At 66.2% G+C, this 17,027-nt stretch carries 18 protein-coding genes; all 18 read right to left on the bottom strand.

What is annotated here, in order from left to right; translation table 11 throughout:
• Nucleotides 1-283: 283 nt before the first annotated feature.
• The 18 genes from BN3560_RS08110 to phnG all read right to left on the bottom strand — a co-directional run bounded on the left by BN3560_RS08110 (nt 284) and on the right by phnG (nt 16,743).
• Complete coding sequence (locus BN3560_RS08110; RefSeq protein ID WP_096227661.1) at nt 284-844, bottom strand: hypothetical protein; 561 nt, start codon at nt 842-844, stop codon at nt 284-286.
• A gap of 31 nt (nt 845-875) precedes the next feature.
• Nucleotides 876-2,042, bottom strand: a complete 1,167-nt coding sequence (locus tag BN3560_RS08105) for a DMT family transporter (protein WP_227115129.1) — start codon at nt 2,040-2,042, stop codon at nt 876-878.
• Between the two features lie 246 nt (nt 2,043-2,288).
• The gene (locus BN3560_RS08100; RefSeq protein ID WP_015540044.1) at nt 2,289-3,437 is read right to left on the bottom strand and encodes an N-dimethylarginine dimethylaminohydrolase; all 1,149 of its coding nucleotides are present in this window, start codon (nt 3,435-3,437) and stop codon (nt 2,289-2,291) included.
• Nucleotides 3,438-3,569: 132 nt separating this feature from the next.
• Nucleotides 3,570-4,019, bottom strand: a complete 450-nt coding sequence (locus BN3560_RS14365; RefSeq protein WP_123649851.1) for a hypothetical protein — start codon at nt 4,017-4,019, stop codon at nt 3,570-3,572.
• Between the two features lie 245 nt (nt 4,020-4,264).
• Nucleotides 4,265-5,062, bottom strand: coding sequence for an amino acid ABC transporter ATP-binding protein (locus tag BN3560_RS08095; RefSeq protein WP_015540045.1), 798 nt, complete (start codon nt 5,060-5,062; stop codon nt 4,265-4,267).
• Between the two features lie 13 nt (nt 5,063-5,075).
• A complete protein-coding gene (locus BN3560_RS08090; protein WP_015540046.1) occupies nt 5,076-6,518 on the bottom strand; it encodes an amino acid ABC transporter permease in 1,443 nt (480 codons plus the stop codon).
• Between the two features lie 18 nt (nt 6,519-6,536).
• Entirely contained in the window at nt 6,537-7,352 is an 816-nt protein-coding gene (locus BN3560_RS08085) for an ABC transporter substrate-binding protein (RefSeq protein WP_096227660.1), read from the bottom strand.
• 208 nt (nt 7,353-7,560) lie between these two features.
• Nucleotides 7,561-8,076, bottom strand: coding sequence for a transporter permease (locus BN3560_RS08080; protein WP_231897369.1), 516 nt, complete (start codon nt 8,074-8,076; stop codon nt 7,561-7,563).
• A gap of 160 nt (nt 8,077-8,236) precedes the next feature.
• On the bottom strand, nt 8,237-8,944 hold the full coding sequence (locus tag BN3560_RS08075; RefSeq protein ID WP_231897368.1) for an SLC13 family permease: 708 nt from the start codon (nt 8,942-8,944) through the stop codon (nt 8,237-8,239).
• Nucleotides 8,945-8,970: 26 nt separating this feature from the next.
• Complete coding sequence (locus tag BN3560_RS08070; RefSeq protein ID WP_096227658.1) at nt 8,971-9,168, bottom strand: ROK family protein; 198 nt, start codon at nt 9,166-9,168, stop codon at nt 8,971-8,973.
• A gap of 284 nt (nt 9,169-9,452) precedes the next feature.
• Nucleotides 9,453-10,244 (bottom strand): phosphoribosyl 1,2-cyclic phosphate 1,2-diphosphodiesterase, encoded by a 792-nt coding sequence (gene phnPP, locus BN3560_RS08065; RefSeq protein WP_096227657.1) that lies wholly within the window; start codon nt 10,242-10,244, stop codon nt 9,453-9,455.
• 298 nt (nt 10,245-10,542) lie between these two features.
• On the bottom strand, nt 10,543-11,241 hold the full coding sequence (locus BN3560_RS08060; protein WP_096227656.1) for a phosphonate C-P lyase system protein PhnL: 699 nt from the start codon (nt 11,239-11,241) through the stop codon (nt 10,543-10,545).
• A 1-nt stretch (nt 11,242) separates the two neighbouring features.
• Nucleotides 11,243-12,553, bottom strand: coding sequence for an alpha-D-ribose 1-methylphosphonate 5-triphosphate diphosphatase (locus tag BN3560_RS08055; RefSeq protein ID WP_096227655.1), 1,311 nt, complete (start codon nt 12,551-12,553; stop codon nt 11,243-11,245).
• Nucleotides 12,554-12,572: 19 nt separating this feature from the next.
• A complete protein-coding gene (locus BN3560_RS08050; RefSeq protein WP_096227654.1) occupies nt 12,573-13,433 on the bottom strand; it encodes an ATP-binding cassette domain-containing protein in 861 nt (286 codons plus the stop codon).
• On the bottom strand, nt 13,426-14,316 hold the full coding sequence (locus BN3560_RS08045; protein WP_096227653.1) for an alpha-D-ribose 1-methylphosphonate 5-phosphate C-P-lyase PhnJ: 891 nt from the start codon (nt 14,314-14,316) through the stop codon (nt 13,426-13,428). The genes BN3560_RS08050 and BN3560_RS08045 overlap by 8 nt, the downstream gene beginning before the upstream one ends.
• Nucleotides 14,300-15,469 carry a carbon-phosphorus lyase complex subunit PhnI gene (locus tag BN3560_RS08040; protein ID WP_096227652.1) on the bottom strand — a complete coding sequence of 390 codons (1,170 nt, stop codon included), beginning with the start codon at nt 15,467-15,469 and terminating at the stop codon, nt 14,300-14,302. Before BN3560_RS08040 ends, BN3560_RS08045 begins: the two co-directional genes overlap by 17 nt.
• A complete protein-coding gene (phnH, locus tag BN3560_RS08035; RefSeq protein WP_096227651.1) occupies nt 15,470-16,297 on the bottom strand; it encodes a phosphonate C-P lyase system protein PhnH in 828 nt (275 codons plus the stop codon). It lies immediately after the preceding gene.
• The gene (phnG, locus tag BN3560_RS08030) at nt 16,294-16,743 is read right to left on the bottom strand and encodes a phosphonate C-P lyase system protein PhnG (protein WP_227115130.1); all 450 of its coding nucleotides are present in this window, start codon (nt 16,741-16,743) and stop codon (nt 16,294-16,296) included. The genes phnH and phnG overlap by 4 nt, the downstream gene beginning before the upstream one ends.
• Between the last annotated feature and the right edge of the window lie 284 nt (nt 16,744-17,027).

The raw sequence follows: 17,027 nt of genomic DNA, 5'->3' as shown, positions 1-17,027 counted from the left end.
GCTTCATGTGGAGCCCTCCTGACAAAAATGGGGAGATACGCTTCCAGCAACCGTTATGATAACGCCAAAACTCGGCCTACCACCAAGATGTAACGTTTACCCGGCAGGCAGCGCTCCGCGACCGGGGTCTGGGAGAAGGCGCGGAACGCGCGGAAACCAGCTGGAGCAAGCGGCGGCAAGGGAAGATCGCAGCGAGAACCCCGACGCTGCGATGCCCGAGGCGCGGCGGCCGGCAGAACCGAGCCGCCGCGTTTTCAGAACCCCTGTCGTGCCCAGTCGGCTATCAGTAATCTTCGAGCAGGTCGACCTGCGCCTTGCTCGCACGCATGATGAAGTTGTGCTTGGCCCGTTGACCGCCCTGGGCCAGCTTGCGCAGGATGACGCGCTTCAAGCGCGGGTACTCGTTCATGCCGTACCAGGCGAACGCCGTGCCGCCCACGTAGCATTCCACGATGCTGTGCACGGGGGCGTTGGCATCGCGCTTCGCGTCGAGCTCCAGGTACTCGCGGATCTCGTCGGCGCATACGTCGCGGATAACGTCGGCGCTGATCTCCAGCTCGCGTGCAAGCTGCTTGAGCTGGTAGGTCACCTCGGCGTCATCGGCATGCGGGAAATACGTCACATCGTAGGTGACGGCCGCCACGCCCGACGTCTGGGCGAACCCGAGGAACGAGTCCAGCGCCATCATCTGCACATGCTCTTCCGTGCGTTCTGCAATGTCCAGCTCGGCGGGGAAGCCCTTGAGGCCGACTGCCCCGAACGCCTCCTTGAGCTGCTCCTCGGTCAGGGCAGGCTCGAACTCGACCTCGGTGGCGATGTGGGTCAGATTGGTCGTGATCTTCATATGACACACCGTTCCTTTCTTCTCGCTCGGCCTACTGCAGATGCTCGTCTTCCTCGGCCTTTTCCAGGCGGGCAGCCAGGTTCTCGCTGATCTCCTCCTGCTGCTTCTGCTTGCGGCCGACGATCATGCCCCTGATGGAGGGCACTGCGCCGCCGCCGATGATGAGCAGGCCGCCGATGATGGTGTTGATGGTGAGCGCCTCGCCGAACACCACGAGGCCCACGAAGATGGCGACGGGCACCTCCCAGTACGCGATGGTGCCGTAGTCTGCGGCAGGCAGGTTACGGCCGGCAACCAGCAGGAATCCGAGCGCGATGGGACCGCAGATGATCCACAGGAGCACGGCGCCAATCCAGTTGAACGGCGTGAAGTGGATGTTGAGCGCCCAGTTGGCCATGCTCGGGTCGATGCTGCCGAGCGAGTTCAGCACGATGGTGATGGAGCCGGCGCCGATGACGGCGAAGATGAAGTTCCACACGCCGCGCGCCGTGGTGTCGGCGTCCTTGCGATAGCCGTTGAAGAACATCGAGGCGCCGTAGAAGAAGCCGGAAGCGAGGCCGAACGCATCGCCGATGCCCTTCTGCGGGAATTCGGGCGTGGACGGCACGAGGTTGAAGTCCACGAAGAAGCCGTTGTCGCCGAAGCCCATGAGGTTGTTGCCGAACAGCATGCCGATGAACACCGCCCCCAGGCAGATCCACTGCAGCTTGGACATAGGCTCCTTGCGGAAGATGCGCGCGAGCAATACGCAGACTACCGGGCCTATGTAGATGAACAGAACCGCGTTCGACACGGTGGTGAGCAGCGTGGACGTGACGTAGCACGCCAACGACATGCCGATCATGAGGCCGCCGAGCGCGATAGCCGGCGTGAGCTTGAGCTTCTTGAACACATGCACCTTGTGCGTGGCAAGAAGCAGGACGACGAAGAAGAGGACGCCCATGCCCATGCGTCCCACGGCCATGAGGGCGCCGATGGAATCGCCGGCGTTCAGGCCCGCCGCCCCGTTGAACATGTCGGTGCGCGTGGCCCAGCGGCTGAACAGCGGCACGAGGCCCATGCCGGTCGCCGAGATGAGCATGGCGATGGTGCCGAAGCCCACCCTCATCTGGTAGCTGCCGGAGCCGTCCTTGCCGTTGCCGAGCTCGGGCTTGTCACCCAGATCCGGCGTGTTGGTGGTTTTGTTGGTATCTGCCATTGGTCCTCCTTAAAACCAGTAGCAAGAAAAAGGAAATCCCCTTTGCCAGCCGCAAATCGGGCCCTGTGAGGCCGAATGGGTATACGGGTACCTAGTCGGCCTCACAGGGCCGAATCGTGCATGCGGTGGTATAGGTTGAAGAGCAGGAAAGGGGATCTGGAGCGATAAACCCTGCCAGATCCCCTTTCTTCTGTTAATCGACGCTTGCTTTCAGCAAGTGGCTTGTTGTGCTAGGCGGCTAAGCGACTAGTCGTTCCACATCTCCGGGCGCACCAGGGTGGGATCCTTGACGCGGTTCGGGAAGTAGTCGAGGCAGTCGCCCTCGCGGTAGACGTCAGCCGTGGAGCAGTGCAGGCCGCCGCCGAACGGATAGGCGTCGCGCAGGTCGCAGGGGATGACGTTCATGCCGAGCTTGTCCATCTGCTCCTGCTGGTGAACCTCGGAAGCCTCCACGATGACCGTCTTCGGGTCGAGCACGAGGCAGTTCATGGACAGCCAGACGGAGCTGTAGCACAGCGCCGGCGGCTCGTCGTGGGCCGGCTGGGCGGCTTCGACGATCTGCCAATCGTTGGCCTCGAAGATGGCGCGCTGCTCTTCGGGGAGCTTGCGGTGCGGGTTGTTGATGATCAGGCCCGGACGCAGCGGCACGAAGGTGGCGTCGATGTGGATCGGGTACGGGTCGCCGGGGAAGTTCACGGCGTGCACGCGGTACTCGGGGTAGTAGCGCTGGAACCAGTCCATGGCCGTGCGGTTCGTGGTCAGGCCGTGCTGGATGAACAGGTCCTTGCCCATGCGCATCACGTCGGCGGCATCCCACATCGGCTCGACCTCGGTGGTCACGAAGTCCTTGTTGGCCGTGCGGACGAGGCGCTCTTCCAGCGTGATCTTCTCGTCGTAGTAGTTGTGCTTGTAGGAGGCGTCCGTCAGGCGGGGACGGGGAGCCTGGGTCCACAGGAAGTCGGGATCCTCGTCGAAGTACTGCTTCATGAGGGGCCAGTAGGCCAGGTACTCGAAGTAGCGGCAGCGGAAGGAGTTCGCGGAGGCCATGATCTCGTTGCCGACGGTGAGCAGGATGTCACGCGGAGGCATGCAGGTCATCATGGAGTCGTTGCGGAAGTCCGGCGTGCCGATGGCCTGGTTCCACTGCAGCGGGGTGGGACGGTCGACGACGACACCGCGGTCCTCGAGGATCTTCACGAGGTTCTCGAGGCACTCGTTGCCACGCTCGACGGTGGCGAGGGGACGCAGGCCCCACATGCCGCGCATCTCGGAGTCGACAGGCACCTTCTCGGAAGTCGCGGGCTCCTCGGGGGGGATCATCGAGTTGTCGCAACGACCGACGATAACGCGCTTCAGCGGATCCCAGTCGTTCCAAGAATTGACTATCTTCGCCATGACAGTCTCCTTTCTGTGGCAGCGCTCTTCGCTACCGTTGGGTGGCACACTACATACTACTGCAGCTTGCTGGTTTTTGCGCTGCAACTCAGAGTGCTGGGAGACTGGTGGTTCATGACGCTCCCGGTTTTCCTACCGTCGCATGCTTACCAGATTTGCCGTTGAGGAAGTTATACCATCTTTTTTGTTCACCTGCAACACAAATTTTCGAATGATTTTTAACAAAAAAACAATGATCTTGTTCATATGCACAAAAATATTACGGTTTGGTGAAGCTTTGCGCGAAACGAGATCATGACCATATTGGATATTCTTCTTCTTTGTTTCCATAGTTCTGCATAAAAAGGAATCAAATCGTAACCTCATGCAGGGGAGCTGCCCGCGGTTGCCGTAGGAAAAACGGCGGCGTTTTGCACAAAACGAGGGGATCCGAAGAATCGCCGGGATAGAGGGGGCGGGAAAAAACATATCTTGCCGCTCATCGACCCCTTCCCCCTGCAAGCATCCGCCGCCGCTTCCATTCAGTCGGCCGCGCAACGCTCCCCTCCAGCCCCTGCACCGCTCTTCCTTCCGGCGGGCCATACGCCGCTCTTCCATTCGCCGGAAATGCCGCCTTTCCATCCAGCCGGCAGGGACCACGCGTGCAGGGGAGGCCGTCCGGCGCATGTGGTCAACCTCGGAGGTTTCTCCATGCGCCGGACGGCTCCCCCGATACGCATGCCCCCAGCCGGCTCTATGCGGCGGCACGCCTTCGGCCGGTTATGCGGCAACACATCTTCGGCCGGCTATGCAGGTGACGCGCCTTTGGCCGGCTGAAAGAGGAGCCCCTACGAGATATGGCCCAGGAAGTCCTTCGTGCGGTCGGACGTCGGATGGTCGAACACCTCTTCGGGGGTGCCCTGCTCCACGATGTGGCCGCCGTCCATGAAGATGACGCGGTCGGCTACGTCGCGGGCGAAGCCCATCTCGTGCGTCACCACGATCATGGTCATGCCGCCGCGGGCGAGCTCCTTCATCACGCTCAGCACGTCGCGCACGAGCTCGGGGTCGAGCGCGCTCGTGGCCTCGTCGAACAGCATGACGTGCGGGTCCATGGCGAGCGCGCGGGCGATGGCCACGCGCTGCTGCTGGCCGCCGGAGAGCTCGGAGGGCCGGTAGTCTATACGCTCGCCCAGGCCCACCTTCTCCAGCTGCTCCTCGGCGATGCGCGCGGCCTCCTCCTTGTTGCGGTGCAGCACCTTCTGCTGCGCCAGCATAACGTTCTTCTTGGCCGTGAGGTGTGGGAACAGGTTGAAGTTCTGGAACACCATGCCCACCTTGGCACGCACCTTGTTGATGTCGGTCTTCTTCGCGGTGATCTCGGTGTCCTCGAAGAAGATGCGGCCGCCCGTGGGCTTCTCCAGCAGGTTCACGCAGCGCAGCAGCGTGGACTTGCCCGAGCCGGACGGGCCCAGGATCACCACTACCTCGCCGCGGCGCACGTCGAGGTCGATACCGCGCAGCACCTCGTTGTCGCCGAACGTCTTGCGCAGGTCCTCGATGCGGATGACCGTCTCGTCCGCAGCGTCCGCGCCGGCGATGTCTGCCGCCCCGATACCCGCCGCGCCGTTGTTCGCTTCGCTCATGATCCGCACCTCCTTAATGGCTGATATGGTTGCCGTTGCGCTTCGCATCCTCGTAGATGCGCGTTGCCGCGTCGGTCTGCGAGGCGGGCCCGGCGAACGTCTCGGACAGGCGGATGCTGCGCGCCACGCCGGCGTCGGAATCAGGCACCACCGAGGCGGCCGACGTGATGCTGCGGTCGGCGGGGCCCTTCTTATGCTTGCGGCGCCCGTTGGACATGCGCGCTTCCATGGTGTTGATGAGCTTCGTGAGCGGAATGGTGACGATGAGGTAGAACCCGGCGGCCACGATATAGGGCGTCACGTTGCCCGTGGCGGCCGTGATGGTCTTCGCGTACATCATGAGCTCGGTCACGCCCACGGCGGCCAGGAGCGAGGTGTCCTTGTACATGAGGATGAACTCGCTGGTCATAGTGGGAATCACACGCCGTACCGTCTGCGGGATGATAACGAAGAACATGGTCTGCGCACCGTTCATGCCCAGCGACCGCGCCGCCTCGAACTGCCCTTGGCTGATGGACTGGATGCCCGCGCGGAATATCTCGGCCAGGTACGCGCTGGAGTTCATGACCAGCACGATGGCGCCCATGGTGAAGTTGTCCATCTGCACGCCCATGAGCGGCAGGCCGAAGAACGCGATGTAGAGCTGCAGGAACAGCGGCGTTCCGCGCACGATGTTGATGTACGTGGCGCCGATGGCGCGCGGAAGGCGGTGCTTCGCCATGCGTAAAAACGACAGCAGAAGGCCCAGGGGGATGGCCAGCGGGAAGCTCACCACCACCACGCCGATCGACACGAGCCAGCCGGCGAACAGCGCCGGCACGGACGTGACGATGATGGCCGGGTCGAAGAACAGGTGCAGGAACTTGTTGGAGTTCCACGCCTTCACCCAGTCCTGCTGGTTGAGCCAGCTGGACAGCTGCTCGGCGGGCGAGGTGCCCGTCACGTTGATGACCTGGTCCGTGGCCGGCATGTCGTGGCGCTGCCCGTCGGCCGTGGTGTAACTGCCCGCCAGGCCGAACGACCCGCCGCCGCCCGGCAGGAGCGTGCGGTTGCACTCCACCATGACGAGCGCACCGGCCGGCGCAGGCTCGGCGAGCGTCACCGTGACGTCGTTGCCGTCCACGACGGCCTCGGACGCCGCATCCAGGCGATCGAGCCCCACGAGCACGGTGGTCTTCACGTTCTCGGCCCCGACGGTGGTGCCCTCGGGCATCTCGATGGTCACGGAGGCAAGGGACTCGTCCTCCGCCGTCTGGCCCTGCCACGTGACGCGCGTCGCCGTGGCTCCCAGAACCGTGGTGTTGTCGCCGTCCTTGTTCGGCTTGGCGGTCCAGCGCTCCACGTCGAGCGCGTGCGCTTGGACCGGCAAGACGAACGAGACCGCCAGCGCCGCGGCGAAGAGAACCGCCGCGGCGCCTGCGAGGTGTTTCCGCGCAAATGCGAATGCGATCTGCATGCTCACCCTATCTGTGCGTTACTGCAACCACTTGGCGGCAAGCTCGTCGTACTTCCCGTTCTCGCGCATGGCCTTGAGCGCCGTGTTGAGCGCCTTGGTCAGCTCGGGGCTGTCCTTGCTCACCGCGATGGCGTACTGCTCGCCCGTGGGGATCTCCTTGATGACCTGGCAGTCGGTGTAGGCCGTCTTCACGTAGTAGTTCGCCACCGGCAGGTCCACCGCAATGGCGTCGATCTGGCCGGACTGCAGCGCCAGGAACACGGCGGTCATCTCGTCGAAGCCCACCATCTCCACGTCCTTGATGTTCTCGGCAGCCCACTCGTAGCCCGTGGTGCCGGTCTGGGCGCCCACCTTCTTGCCCTCGAGCTGCGCCACGTCGGTGACGCCCGAATCCTTGAGCACGGTGATGCTCTGGTTCACGTCGCACACGGCGTCGGTGAAGTCGACCTGGTCCAGGCGCTCGTCGGTGATGGTGATGCCCGAAACACCCACATCGGCCTTGCCGCCGGTCTGGATGAGCGGAACGATGGTGTCGAACTTCGTGGACGGCAGGTAGTTGATCTCCAGGCCCATCTCCTCGGCCAGAAGGCCCATGAGCTCCACCTCGAAGCCCTCGGGCGTGTCGCCGTTCAGGTTCTCGAACGGCGGGAAGTCGAGCGAAGCCGCCACCGTCAGCTTGCCGTCGTTCACCAGCGTGTAGCCGGACTCGTTGCCGGCCGCCTTGTCGTCCTTCGCGCCGGAGTCCTGCCCGTCGCCCGACGAGCAGCCGAACAGCGCGAGCGACGCCGCGAGGGCGCCGGTTGCAACGAGCGCAACCATTTTCTTGATGTTCATTGGTCTCTCCCCTTTCCTCTGCATCTCGCTTTCACGTCATGAAGTATGATGCAGTCGCACTACTATAAAGCGCCAGCCCTCTCTTTTCAAACAGTTATCCGTCGCCGAACGACGTTTTCGATGAATGGGCCCCCGCGAACGGGGCGTTTTGGCATGTGTACGGTTTATCACACTAAAGCGGTGGAGTGGAAACCCGTCCGGCACGCCCCTACACGAAGGGCGCGCACACGAACAGGAGCACGGCGAGAAAGGCCGCGTTGTACGCGGTGAAGCGGGCGAGGTAGGCACCGGGCGTGACGCGGGAGAGCGCAGGGCGGCCGGGGAAGCCGCGGCGGACGATGCGGTACTCGTTGAACGTGATGAGACTGGCAAGCGATGCCACGAGCGTGCCGGCGCCACCGATGTTCACGCCCACGAGCAGCGCCGCGTAGCCGTCGGCGAAGTGCGACAGCAGCACGGCGGCAGGAACGTTGCTGATCACCTGGCTGGCGCCTGCAGCCACGAGCAGCGCGTTCTCGTGCATCCAGAACGAGAAGAAGCCCTCCACGGCCGGGATGCGCGCCATGTTGCCGGCGAACACGAAGAAGCAGGCGAACGTGAGCAGCAGCCCCCAATCCACCGTCCTCAGCGCCCGCCGGTCGAGCGCGCCGAGCGCGACCACGACGGCGCCCACCGCAACCGGATAGGGCACGATCCGGAACACCGACGCGATGACCAGCGCCATCAGTGCCGCATAAGCGAGCGCTCGCGGCCGGCGCGCCGAGACGATGCGCGGAGTGGCGGCATAGGCATCTTTCCCCTGTTCGGAGGCGGATGTTTCACGTGAAACATCCGTTCGTTCGAGGGGCTCGCCAGATGCGGAGGATGCCGCCTGCTGCCGGCCCTCATCTGCAAGCGAGCTTTCCGTTGCTCGTTCCTCCGCTGACCGATTCTTCCCAACGCGCTTTTCTTCCGCTCGTTTTTTCGTCACGCCTTTTTCTGCTGCCTCTTTTTCCGATGCTCGTTTTTTTCGTTGCTTTCGGGGGCTCTGGCTTGGCGAACAAGACGCAGCAGAGGGCGATGAGCACGACCGAGACCGCGAAGGGCAGCGCCATGCTGGAGAGGAAATCACCCAGCGGGATGGAGAAGCGCTCGTACAGGTAGAGGTTCTGCGGATTGCCGAACGGCAGGATCATGCCGCCGAGGTTCGCCGCCAGGTTCTGCATGATGAACGCGAAGGGCAGGGAGCGCTCCCATCCGGCTTTGAGCAGCGTGGCGGCCGAGAGGGGCAGCATCATGATGAGCGCCAGGTCGTTCGTGGCGAACATCGAAAGCACGAGCGTGGACCCCACGAGCGCTGCCACGGCCGACCGGCAGGTGAAGAAGCGCGCTACGATGAGGCGCGCCGCATGCTCGAACAGGCCGATGCCGCGCAGCGCACCCACGACGGCGAGGATCCCGAACAGGCAGGCGAGCGTCTTCACGTCGAAATAGCCGAGATACGCTTCGTCGGGCGGGACGAAGGCCACAGTTGCCAAGGCGGCTAAGGCCGACACGACAAGCACCGTGCGCTCGCGCGCGAACCGGGCGATCCGCGAGGTAAGCGGGCGCATGGAAGCGCTCCCGCATCGGGCATTCGTCATTTCAGGCGCTCCCCTGTGCCGAAGCCCTCGCCGTGCGCGAGTAGGTCGAGCGCGCGGGTGCCCAGCAACTCGCCGCCGAGGTCGAACGCCGCGACCTTCGTATGCGTGCCGCCCACGTCCACGCCGAGAACGACGGGATCATCGGGAAGGCAGCCGACAGGTCCGTCGATCCGGGTGCGCTGCGCGATATGCAAGGTCTGCTTTTCCATAGCTGGTAAGTGTAGCGCGAACAGCAGGCATGGGCCACGGACGGCGATTCAACTTCTCGCCGAAAGACAGCTTTCCGATAAGCCGGCTCCGGATGGCGACCCCGCTTCGTCGGCGTGTGCATCAAGCCATTCAGCCTGCTCCGCATCCGCGCCGCTAAGCACGCGTCATCGGCATGCCGGAACGGCAGAGGGAAGCGAGCTCACACCGGCAAAGCCCGACGGCGGCGGCCGCCAACATCGAGGCATTTTGACGGCAGGGGGATTCGCGGTCAGGCTTGGGGAATGCGGTAGCCCACGTGCGGGATGGAGCCGAAGCGGCCGTGGTAGTCGGAGCCGCCGGTGCAGGCGAGGGCGTAGCGTTCGGCCAGCTGGGCGCAGCGGTCGTGGTCGGCGGGCGTGTGGTCGGGGTGGTGCTGCTCGATGCCGGCGAGGCCGAGGGGGACGAGCTCGGGGACGAGGTCGTAGCTGTCCAGCTGGCCGGGATGCGCGAGCACGGGCAGGCCGCCGTCCTCCGCAATGGCACGCACGGCGTCGCGGACGTCCACGTAGGCGATGTCGCGGTCGCAGATGCCGCCGTCCTTGAACAGGCTGCGGTAGAGCGCGCGGTAGGCGGCGCTCGGGTGCGGCTCGCCGGTGAGCGCGGCCATGAGGTGCTGCTTGTACAGGCAGGTGGAGGCGCGGCCGAGGGCGAGGGCGCGCTCGACGTCGACGGGGAGGCCGGCTTCCACCATGCGGTCGAGCTGCCAGAGCGAGTTCTGGTTGCGGCGCTCGAGCAGCGGGCCGCAGAGGGCGGCGAGCGCGGGCGCGTCCTCGCACAGGCCGAGGCCCAGCACGTGCACCTTGCGGCCGCGCTGGAAGTCGTAGGCGCTCACCTCGATGCCGCCCGTGACCTGGACGCCGTAGCGCGCGCCGAGGGCCGCAGCCCCGTCCAGGCCGCACGTGGTGTCGTGGTTCGTGAACGCGATGCGCCCGATGCCGCGCTCGCGCGCCTGGGCGAGCACCTCCTCGAAGGTGTCCGAGCCGTCCGACATGGTGGTGTGCACGTGGAGGTCGGCTTTCATGCCGTCACCCCTTCCCTGCCGAGCCCGCGCGCACGAGAAACCTTCAGTCGTGGCAGAAAACGACGATAGTTGATCATCGCCTCGGAGTCGGCTCGTTCATAGCGATTTTCGCCACGCTTATGACCAGGTGAAATGCAGGGACGCGTATTCTCTGCCGACACCTTGGCCCGATTCGGCGCTTCCGAATGATCAACTACCGTCAAAAACTGCCACGTAACCGGAGTTCGCCTGCGCGCTGCGTGGAGAGCCGGGCCGCGCGCGGCCGCCGTCGCGATTCGTCCTTGCTCCCGCCCGTTCCTCACGCCATCATCCCTTCCTGCATGTTGAACTCATGATCGCACAAGCCGTCCATGAATTCGAGGTCGTGGAAGATGCCGAGCATGGTGGTGCCCTCGGCCTTGAGCTGCTCGATGAGGGTGCGCACCTTGAGCTTCGACGCGTTGTCGAGCGAGGCGGTGGGCTCGTCCAGGAGCAGCAGGCGCGGGCGCTTGATCATGGCGGCGGCGATGTTGAGGCGCAGCTTCTCGCCGCCGGAGAAGGTGCGCGGGTAGAGCTCCCACAGGCTCTCGTCCAGGTCGAAGTGGCGCAGCATGCGCTCGGTCTCCTGCTCGGCGCGGGCGCGCTCGTCGGCGCCGTAGGCTTCGAGCGCGCTCTTCAGCACGATGTCACGGGCCGTTTGGCGCGGCAGCGCGTTGAGGAACTGGGACACGTAGCCCAGCTCGAAGGCGCGCAGGTAGAGCATCTGGCGCTGCGTGGCCTGCGCGAGGTCGACGAGGCCGAAGCGGGCGGAATCGTACAGGATGCGCCCCTGCTCGGGCAGGTTCGTGCGCCAGATGCAGCGCAGGATGGTGGACTTGCCGCTGCCGCTGCGCCCGGTGATGCCCACGAACTGCCCCGGCTCAATGGCGAAGCTCACGTGCTGGCACCCTTGGATGCGCCGGTCCACGCGATGCAGCAGGAAGGACTTCGAGAGGTCATCGATTTCCAGGAGCGCCATGTCACACCGCCTCGGAGGCGAGGGCGCGCCGGACCTGCACGTGCTCGCCCAGGTCGCGGGCGTAGCCGAGAGGCTGGTCGGGGTAATGCGAGCGGAACACGGAGCGGCCTCCCACGAACGCGCGCGTGACCACGGGCATCGTGCGCGTGCCGGCCTCGCCGCAGGCGATCTCGCGCACGAGCAGCACGTCGGCGCGCTTGCCCACCGCGAGCGATCCCACCTCGTCGGCGATGCCGGCGGCCTTCGCCGGGTTCGCGGACACGAGCGCGAAGGCCCGCGCGATGTCGAGCCCGCACTCGTCGCGCAGCGCGAACACGGCGTCGAGCAGCGCCGCCGGGTAGTAGTCGCTGCACAGCACGTCGATGGCGCCGGCCGCAACAGCCTCGCGCGCGCTCAGGTTGCCGGAGTGGCTGTGGCCCAGCATCACGTTCGGCGCGCCGGCCACCGTGTGCAGGCCGCGGGCGCGCGCCTCGCGGGCCACGTCGAGCGAGATGGGGAACTCGGAGATGGAGGCCTCCAGGCCGTCCATGAACGCGAGCTTCTCCGCGCTGTCGTCGTCGTGCGACGCGATGGAGATGCCGCGCTCGCACGCGATGGACGCCAGGGCCGCGATCTGCGCGTACGTCATCTTGCTGCTCTCCTGCTGCTGGCGGATGATGTCGCGCACCTCGTCGTCGGTGACGTCGCGGTAGCCCTTGAGCGTGTCGCCGAACAGCAGGAGGTCGCGGTACTGGCCCTGGCCGGGCGTGTGGTCCATGAACGACACGAGGTCCACCTTGCCGGAGCGCAGGAACGCCTCGATGTCGTCGTAGAGGTCGACCGAGTCCAGCTCCACGCGCATGTGCAGGCGGTGGCGGATGAGGTGGTCGCGCTCCTCGCCCGCGCGCAGGCCGGCCACACGGTCGATGAGCGCGCTCACGTTGCCGAAGTCGCGGATGGGCTTGTGGTCGAAGATGTGCGCGCCGTACACCGACAGGGAGTGGAAGATGGTGGTGATGCCGTGCGACACGAGCTCGCGGTCGGCCTTGTACAGCGACGTGTTCAGGTCCATGACCACGCTCGGACGCGGCGAGGCGACGTTCTCCACGTAGTCCGAGTGGATGTCGATGAGGCCGGGCGCCACGAACGCGCCGCGCGCGTCCACGATGGGCAGCACGCCCACGGTGGCGTCGGGCTGCGCGTCGAAGTCGGACGCGCCGGCGGGCTCGATGGCCGCGATGCGCCCGTCGATGACCACGACGTCGTGGTCGGGAAGCACCCGGTCGGCGCACACCACCGTGCCGCCGCGGATGATGCAGGAGTTGTCGTTCATGGGATGAGTCCTTTCGGGACTACAGAAGCGAATAGACGAGCTGCTGGGTGTAGGCGTGCTGCGGGTCTTCCAATATCTGGTCGGTCAGGCCGCTTTCGATGACGCGGCCGTCCAGCATGACGAGCGTGCGGTCGGCCAGCATGCGGATGACGCCCAAATCGTGGCTGACCACGAGCATGCTGACGTTGAAGTCGCGACGGATCTGCTGGATGAGGTCGAGCACGGCGGCCTGCACGGACAGGTCGAGCCCCGTGGTCACCTCGTCGAGCAGGAGGATGGGCGGGTTGTTCGACAGCGCCTTGGCGATCTGCACGCGCTGCTGCATGCCGCCGGAGAAGTTGCGCGGCGGCTCGGCGGCGCGCGAGAGCGGGATGTTCACGCGCTCGAGCAGCTCCTTGCCGCGATCGCGCATGGCGCCCACGTGGCGGTTGCCGGCGGCGATCATCTGCTCCGCGATGTTCGACAGGCTGGAGAAATCCATGCGCAGCCCCAGGTAGGGGTTCTGGTACACCATGCCGAACACCGTGTTTCGGATGGCGCGCTGATGCTGGGACGACCGTTCCAGCAGGTTCGCCGCGCCGCCGTCGAACGGGCGGGCGCGCACGTCTCCTTCCGTGGCCTCCTCGTCGAAGAACAGGCACTTCATGAGCGACGACTTCCCGCTGCCCGACTCGCCGACGATGCCGACGATCTCGCCCGGGAACACGTCGAGGCTCACATCGCGCACGGCGTGCACCGTGCCGCACCGCGGGCACACGTTGCGCTCGAGCTGCGCGACCGCGCCGAGGCAGTGCGGGCATCCCACCCCGAAGCGCTTCGACAGGTGCCGCACCGACAGGCACGGCTCCTCGTCGACGCCGAATCGTTGCGCATCAAGCATGGGGAGCTCCTTCCTCGCGTCGCTGCGCGCGATGTCCCACATGGGGACTGTCCCCATTTGGGACACGCGCGCACCATGAGGTGTCGTTGCATTGGTAGTACGTTTCGCCGGTGGCTTCGTCGACGAGCTCGTCGAGGTAGACGCCCGTCGCGCCGCAACGGCGGCAGCGCTTCCCGTCGAAGCGCTCCACCGCGAAGGGGTAGTCCTCGAAGTCGAGGGGGACGACGTCGGTGAAGGGCGGCACGGCGTAGATCTTCTTCTCGCGGCCGGCTCCTAACAGCGTGAGGTGCCGCGCCTGGTTAAGCTTCAGGTTATCGAAGCGCGGGATGGGCGACGGGGCCATCACGTAGCGGCCGAACACCTGCACGGGATGGTCGGCGCCGGTCGTGGTAGCGTCGTACCGCACGATCTGGTCGAACAGCTCGAGCCATGCGCCGGTGTAGTCGGCTTCGGCATGGAGGCGCTTGGTGGCGGCCTCGCTGGGCTCGAAGCTGCGCAGCGGCTCGGGCGTGGGCACTTGCAGCACGAGGATCTGGCCCTCGTCGAGCGGATGCTCGGGAATACGGTGGCGCGACTGGATGAGCGTGGCCGATTCCGTGTCGTCAGTCACCTCCACGTCGGTGGTGTCAACGACGAGCTTCTTGATGTTAACGGCGTTCACGCTGTCGTCGGAGCCTTGGTCGATCACCTTGAGCGTGTCATCGGGACCGATGATGGCCAGCGTGATCTGCAGGCCGCCCGTGCCCCAGCCGCGGCCGATGGGCATCTCGCGCGAGGCGAAGGGCACCTGATAGCCGGGGATGGACACGCCCTTGATGAGAGCGCGGCGGATCTCGCGCTTCGACGCCTCGTCGAAGAACGCGTAGTTATAGCGCTGCTGCATCGGTCGCCTCCTTCGCTTCCAGTGCCGCGATGGCGGCCTGGTCGGCGGCTTGGTCGTCGTCGGGAGCCGCGTCGCCGCGCGTGCCGCGCACGCTGGACAGCTTCGACTGGAACGTCACGTAGTGCGGCAGCTTGAGGTGCGAGATGAAGCCCGTGGCCTCCACGCCGTCCACGTGGTAGAGCACGAACTCCTCGTCTTCCGTTGGGTAGCGCGCGTCGCCATGCTCGAGGCAGTGGTCGAGCACGCTCATGGCAATGGCCTTCGTCTCGGCGCGGCCGATCACGCACCCGTAGCCGATGTCGAGCGCGAGGCCGTCCTCGCCTTCGCCCTCGAACACGCTCTCCACCTCGGTCACGGGGAGCGAGCCCAGGTAGTAGGCGTCGTCCGGCCCGCCCGCCTCGAGCGGATCGTCCACGGCCACCGCCACGCGGCCCTGCCGCAGCTCGCCCACCGTGGGATGCGCCGGGCCGAACCCGCGAATGGCGGCATAGCCCAGCGCCTCCACCGCTTGCGTCATGCCGCGCGCGAGCGTCTGCAAGCGCACGGAGCGCGGCGCGGGAAAAGCGAGCGGCACCATGGTGGCATCCACGGGCGGGGCCTCGTCGGCAGGCACGCGCGCAACGAGCCCCTCGGTGCGCAGGTAGTCGAGCACGCGAGGAAGGGTTGCGGGGGACTCGGGGGCGTCGCCGACGGCTTCCTCGAAGTGGCGGGCCAGCGCGGCGCGCTTCCCGGCCAGCTCCTCGGCACCTTCCGTTTCCAGATCGAACGCGAGCAAACGGTGGCTGTAGTCGCGCGTGGCGCCGAGCACCTGGCCGCCGGGCACGTCCTTGAAGGCGGCCGACACGCGGCGAGCGACGCGCATGGCTCCGGTGTCCACCGGACGCGAGACATAGGGGCGCTCCAGCGTGGAGCGGAACGCGCGCAGCAGGAACACGGCCTCGTCGGGCGAGCCCTGCGCCTGCTTGAGCGCGAGCGCCGCCAGGCGCGGGGCGTACAGCGATGCCTCGCCCATCACCTGGTCCACCAGCTCGGGGAACGTGCCCTCGATCTCGTCGGTTCCCCAGGCGGACGACGCGCTCACGCGCTCGTACTCCAGCAGCTTGAGGCTCTCCTCGATGGCCTTCCCGCCACCGCGGACGGCTACGTAGCCCATCTAGCGCACCTCCTTCGCGGCGGACGCGCAGCCCACGGCAGACGCGGCGGATACGGAGAAAGCGCGGTCCTCGGCGGAAGCGGAGGACGCGCCGCCTGCGACCGAAGCGCCGGTCTCCACGGCCTCGCCGGGCGCAGCCTCGGAATGTTTCACGTGAAACATTTGTTCCCTTGTCGCACCACCTTGTGCCGATTGTTTCACGTCAAGCAACGTCGCGCGGGAGCTGCGCGGCACGGCAACCACGCGGCCGTCCGGATCCACCAGCACGATCTCGATGCCGCAGGGGAACTCGTCGCCCCGCGCGTCGCGGGCACGCAGCCAGTCGGCGCGGTCGACGGCGAAGCGGTTCTCGCGCTCCACGCCCGGGCCGCGCAGCGCCACCACATGGACGGCCGGCTCGGCCACCTGGCCGTCCTCGGGCACCTCGGCCAGACGGGCGCAGCCCATGAGCACGGTCGCGCCCTTCTCGGGCGAGGTCAGCGTGCCGCGGCACGCTTCGGCCACCGCCTCGCGTGCCGTCTGCGCGTCGGCACGGGCGGGAACCACCACGAAGTCGGCATCGCGCAGGGGCGCGCGGCGCGCATGCGTCTCGCTCGTCAGGTAGGCGGTCGTCGCGTCCGTCTCGGAATCGGCAACGCAGAACGTCACCGCCTGATCCACGAACAGCCGCGTGGCCGCCTCGAGCGCGGCGTCGAGCGCGGCCGGACGCGCCGGGTTGCCGGGCGCCAGCTCGATGCTCTGCACGGTGCCGGGCCGTGCGAACGCGTCGAGCACGCTTCGGAACGCCCGCTGCGCCCGGTGCAGCTCGGCATCTTCCCTTATCATCATGCTTCCACCTTCATAGTCGAAAAGTCCACCTTCGTCGTGGCGACGCGGCGCGCCTCGGCCGCCTCGCGGGCCTCGATGCGCGCGAGCTCCTGCCGCAGCCGCCCGTCCCAGCGCTCCGCGCGCGGCGCACCTGCCTCGCCCGCGAACGCCGCGTCCACCACGGCCAGCTCGTAGGCGCGGCAGCGATCGCTGCCCAGCACGAGCCCCAGTCCCACGGACGGGCCCACGCGCACCCGGCACGACGTCATGAGCGCCTCGCCCAGGTAGAACAGGCCGCCCTGCGCCGTCTCGCGCACCTGCACCATCACCAGCTCCTCGCGCGGCGCATCGAGCTCCTCGAGCGCCTCCGCGCCCAGCTCGCCTTCCACCTCCCGCACAATCTCCCGCGCCAGCGACGGATCCCCGTCCACCAACGCCCGCGTTCTCTCGTATCGCTTCAAACTCACAACAATCCTTTCCGTCCGTCTCAAAACCGACTTCTCTTTCCCCAACGACAAGAGAACCGTCCCCCTGTCACGGTCTCCCCCTGTCACGGTCTCCCCCTGTCACGTCCCCCTGTCATCCACAGTCCCCTCATAACGTGCAGCCGCTAATCTGCGGAAACGCCCGCGTGAGCAGTAGGCCATCGACTCGAAGGGCCTCGGGTAGCGCCCACCAAGCGAGTTCCGCACGAGCCGAAACGTCCAGTGGACGTTTCGTGCGAGCCAGGACTGCCGAGCGACTGGGCGCT

The organism is Gordonibacter urolithinfaciens, from assembly GCF_900199375.1.
GTDB lineage: Bacteria > Actinomycetota > Coriobacteriia > Coriobacteriales > Eggerthellaceae > Gordonibacter > Gordonibacter urolithinfaciens.
The sequence above is the reverse complement of the archived record's forward strand: the minus strand, read 5'-3'. Positions and strand labels throughout refer to the sequence as shown.

What these genes read in the sequence shown, in the direction of transcription:
- BN3560_RS08110 (WP_096227661.1), bottom strand. Translation starts at nt 844, where the DNA reads ATGAAGATCACGACCAATCTGACCCACATCGCCACCGAGGTCGAGTTC.
- BN3560_RS08105 (WP_227115129.1), bottom strand. Translation starts at nt 2,042, where the DNA reads ATGGCAGATACCAACAAAACCACCAACACGCCGGATCTGGGTGACAAG.
- BN3560_RS08100 (WP_015540044.1), bottom strand. Translation starts at nt 3,437, where the DNA reads ATGGCGAAGATAGTCAATTCTTGGAACGACTGGGATCCGCTGAAGCGC.
- BN3560_RS14365 (WP_123649851.1), bottom strand. Translation starts at nt 4,019, where the DNA reads ATGGCCCGCCGGAAGGAAGAGCGGTGCAGGGGCTGGAGGGGAGCGTTG.
- BN3560_RS08095 (WP_015540045.1), bottom strand. Translation starts at nt 5,062, where the DNA reads ATGAGCGAAGCGAACAACGGCGCGGCGGGTATCGGGGCGGCAGACATC.
- BN3560_RS08090 (WP_015540046.1), bottom strand. Translation starts at nt 6,518, where the DNA reads ATGCAGATCGCATTCGCATTTGCGCGGAAACACCTCGCAGGCGCCGCG.
- BN3560_RS08085 (WP_096227660.1), bottom strand. Translation starts at nt 7,352, where the DNA reads ATGAACATCAAGAAAATGGTTGCGCTCGTTGCAACCGGCGCCCTCGCG.
- BN3560_RS08080 (WP_231897369.1), bottom strand. Translation starts at nt 8,076, where the DNA reads ATGGCGCTGGTCATCGCGTCGGTGTTCCGGATCGTGCCCTATCCGGTT.
- BN3560_RS08075 (WP_231897368.1), bottom strand. Translation starts at nt 8,944, where the DNA reads ATGCGCCCGCTTACCTCGCGGATCGCCCGGTTCGCGCGCGAGCGCACG.
- phnPP (WP_096227657.1), bottom strand. Translation starts at nt 10,244, where the DNA reads ATGAAAGCCGACCTCCACGTGCACACCACCATGTCGGACGGCTCGGAC.
- BN3560_RS08060 (WP_096227656.1), bottom strand. Translation starts at nt 11,241, where the DNA reads ATGGCGCTCCTGGAAATCGATGACCTCTCGAAGTCCTTCCTGCTGCAT.
- BN3560_RS08055 (WP_096227655.1), bottom strand. Translation starts at nt 12,553, where the DNA reads ATGAACGACAACTCCTGCATCATCCGCGGCGGCACGGTGGTGTGCGCC.
- BN3560_RS08050 (WP_096227654.1), bottom strand. Translation starts at nt 13,433, where the DNA reads ATGCTTGATGCGCAACGATTCGGCGTCGACGAGGAGCCGTGCCTGTCG.
- BN3560_RS08045 (WP_096227653.1), bottom strand. Translation starts at nt 14,316, where the DNA reads ATGCAGCAGCGCTATAACTACGCGTTCTTCGACGAGGCGTCGAAGCGC.
- BN3560_RS08040 (WP_096227652.1), bottom strand. Translation starts at nt 15,469, where the DNA reads ATGGGCTACGTAGCCGTCCGCGGTGGCGGGAAGGCCATCGAGGAGAGC.
- phnH (WP_096227651.1), bottom strand. Translation starts at nt 16,297, where the DNA reads ATGATGATAAGGGAAGATGCCGAGCTGCACCGGGCGCAGCGGGCGTTC.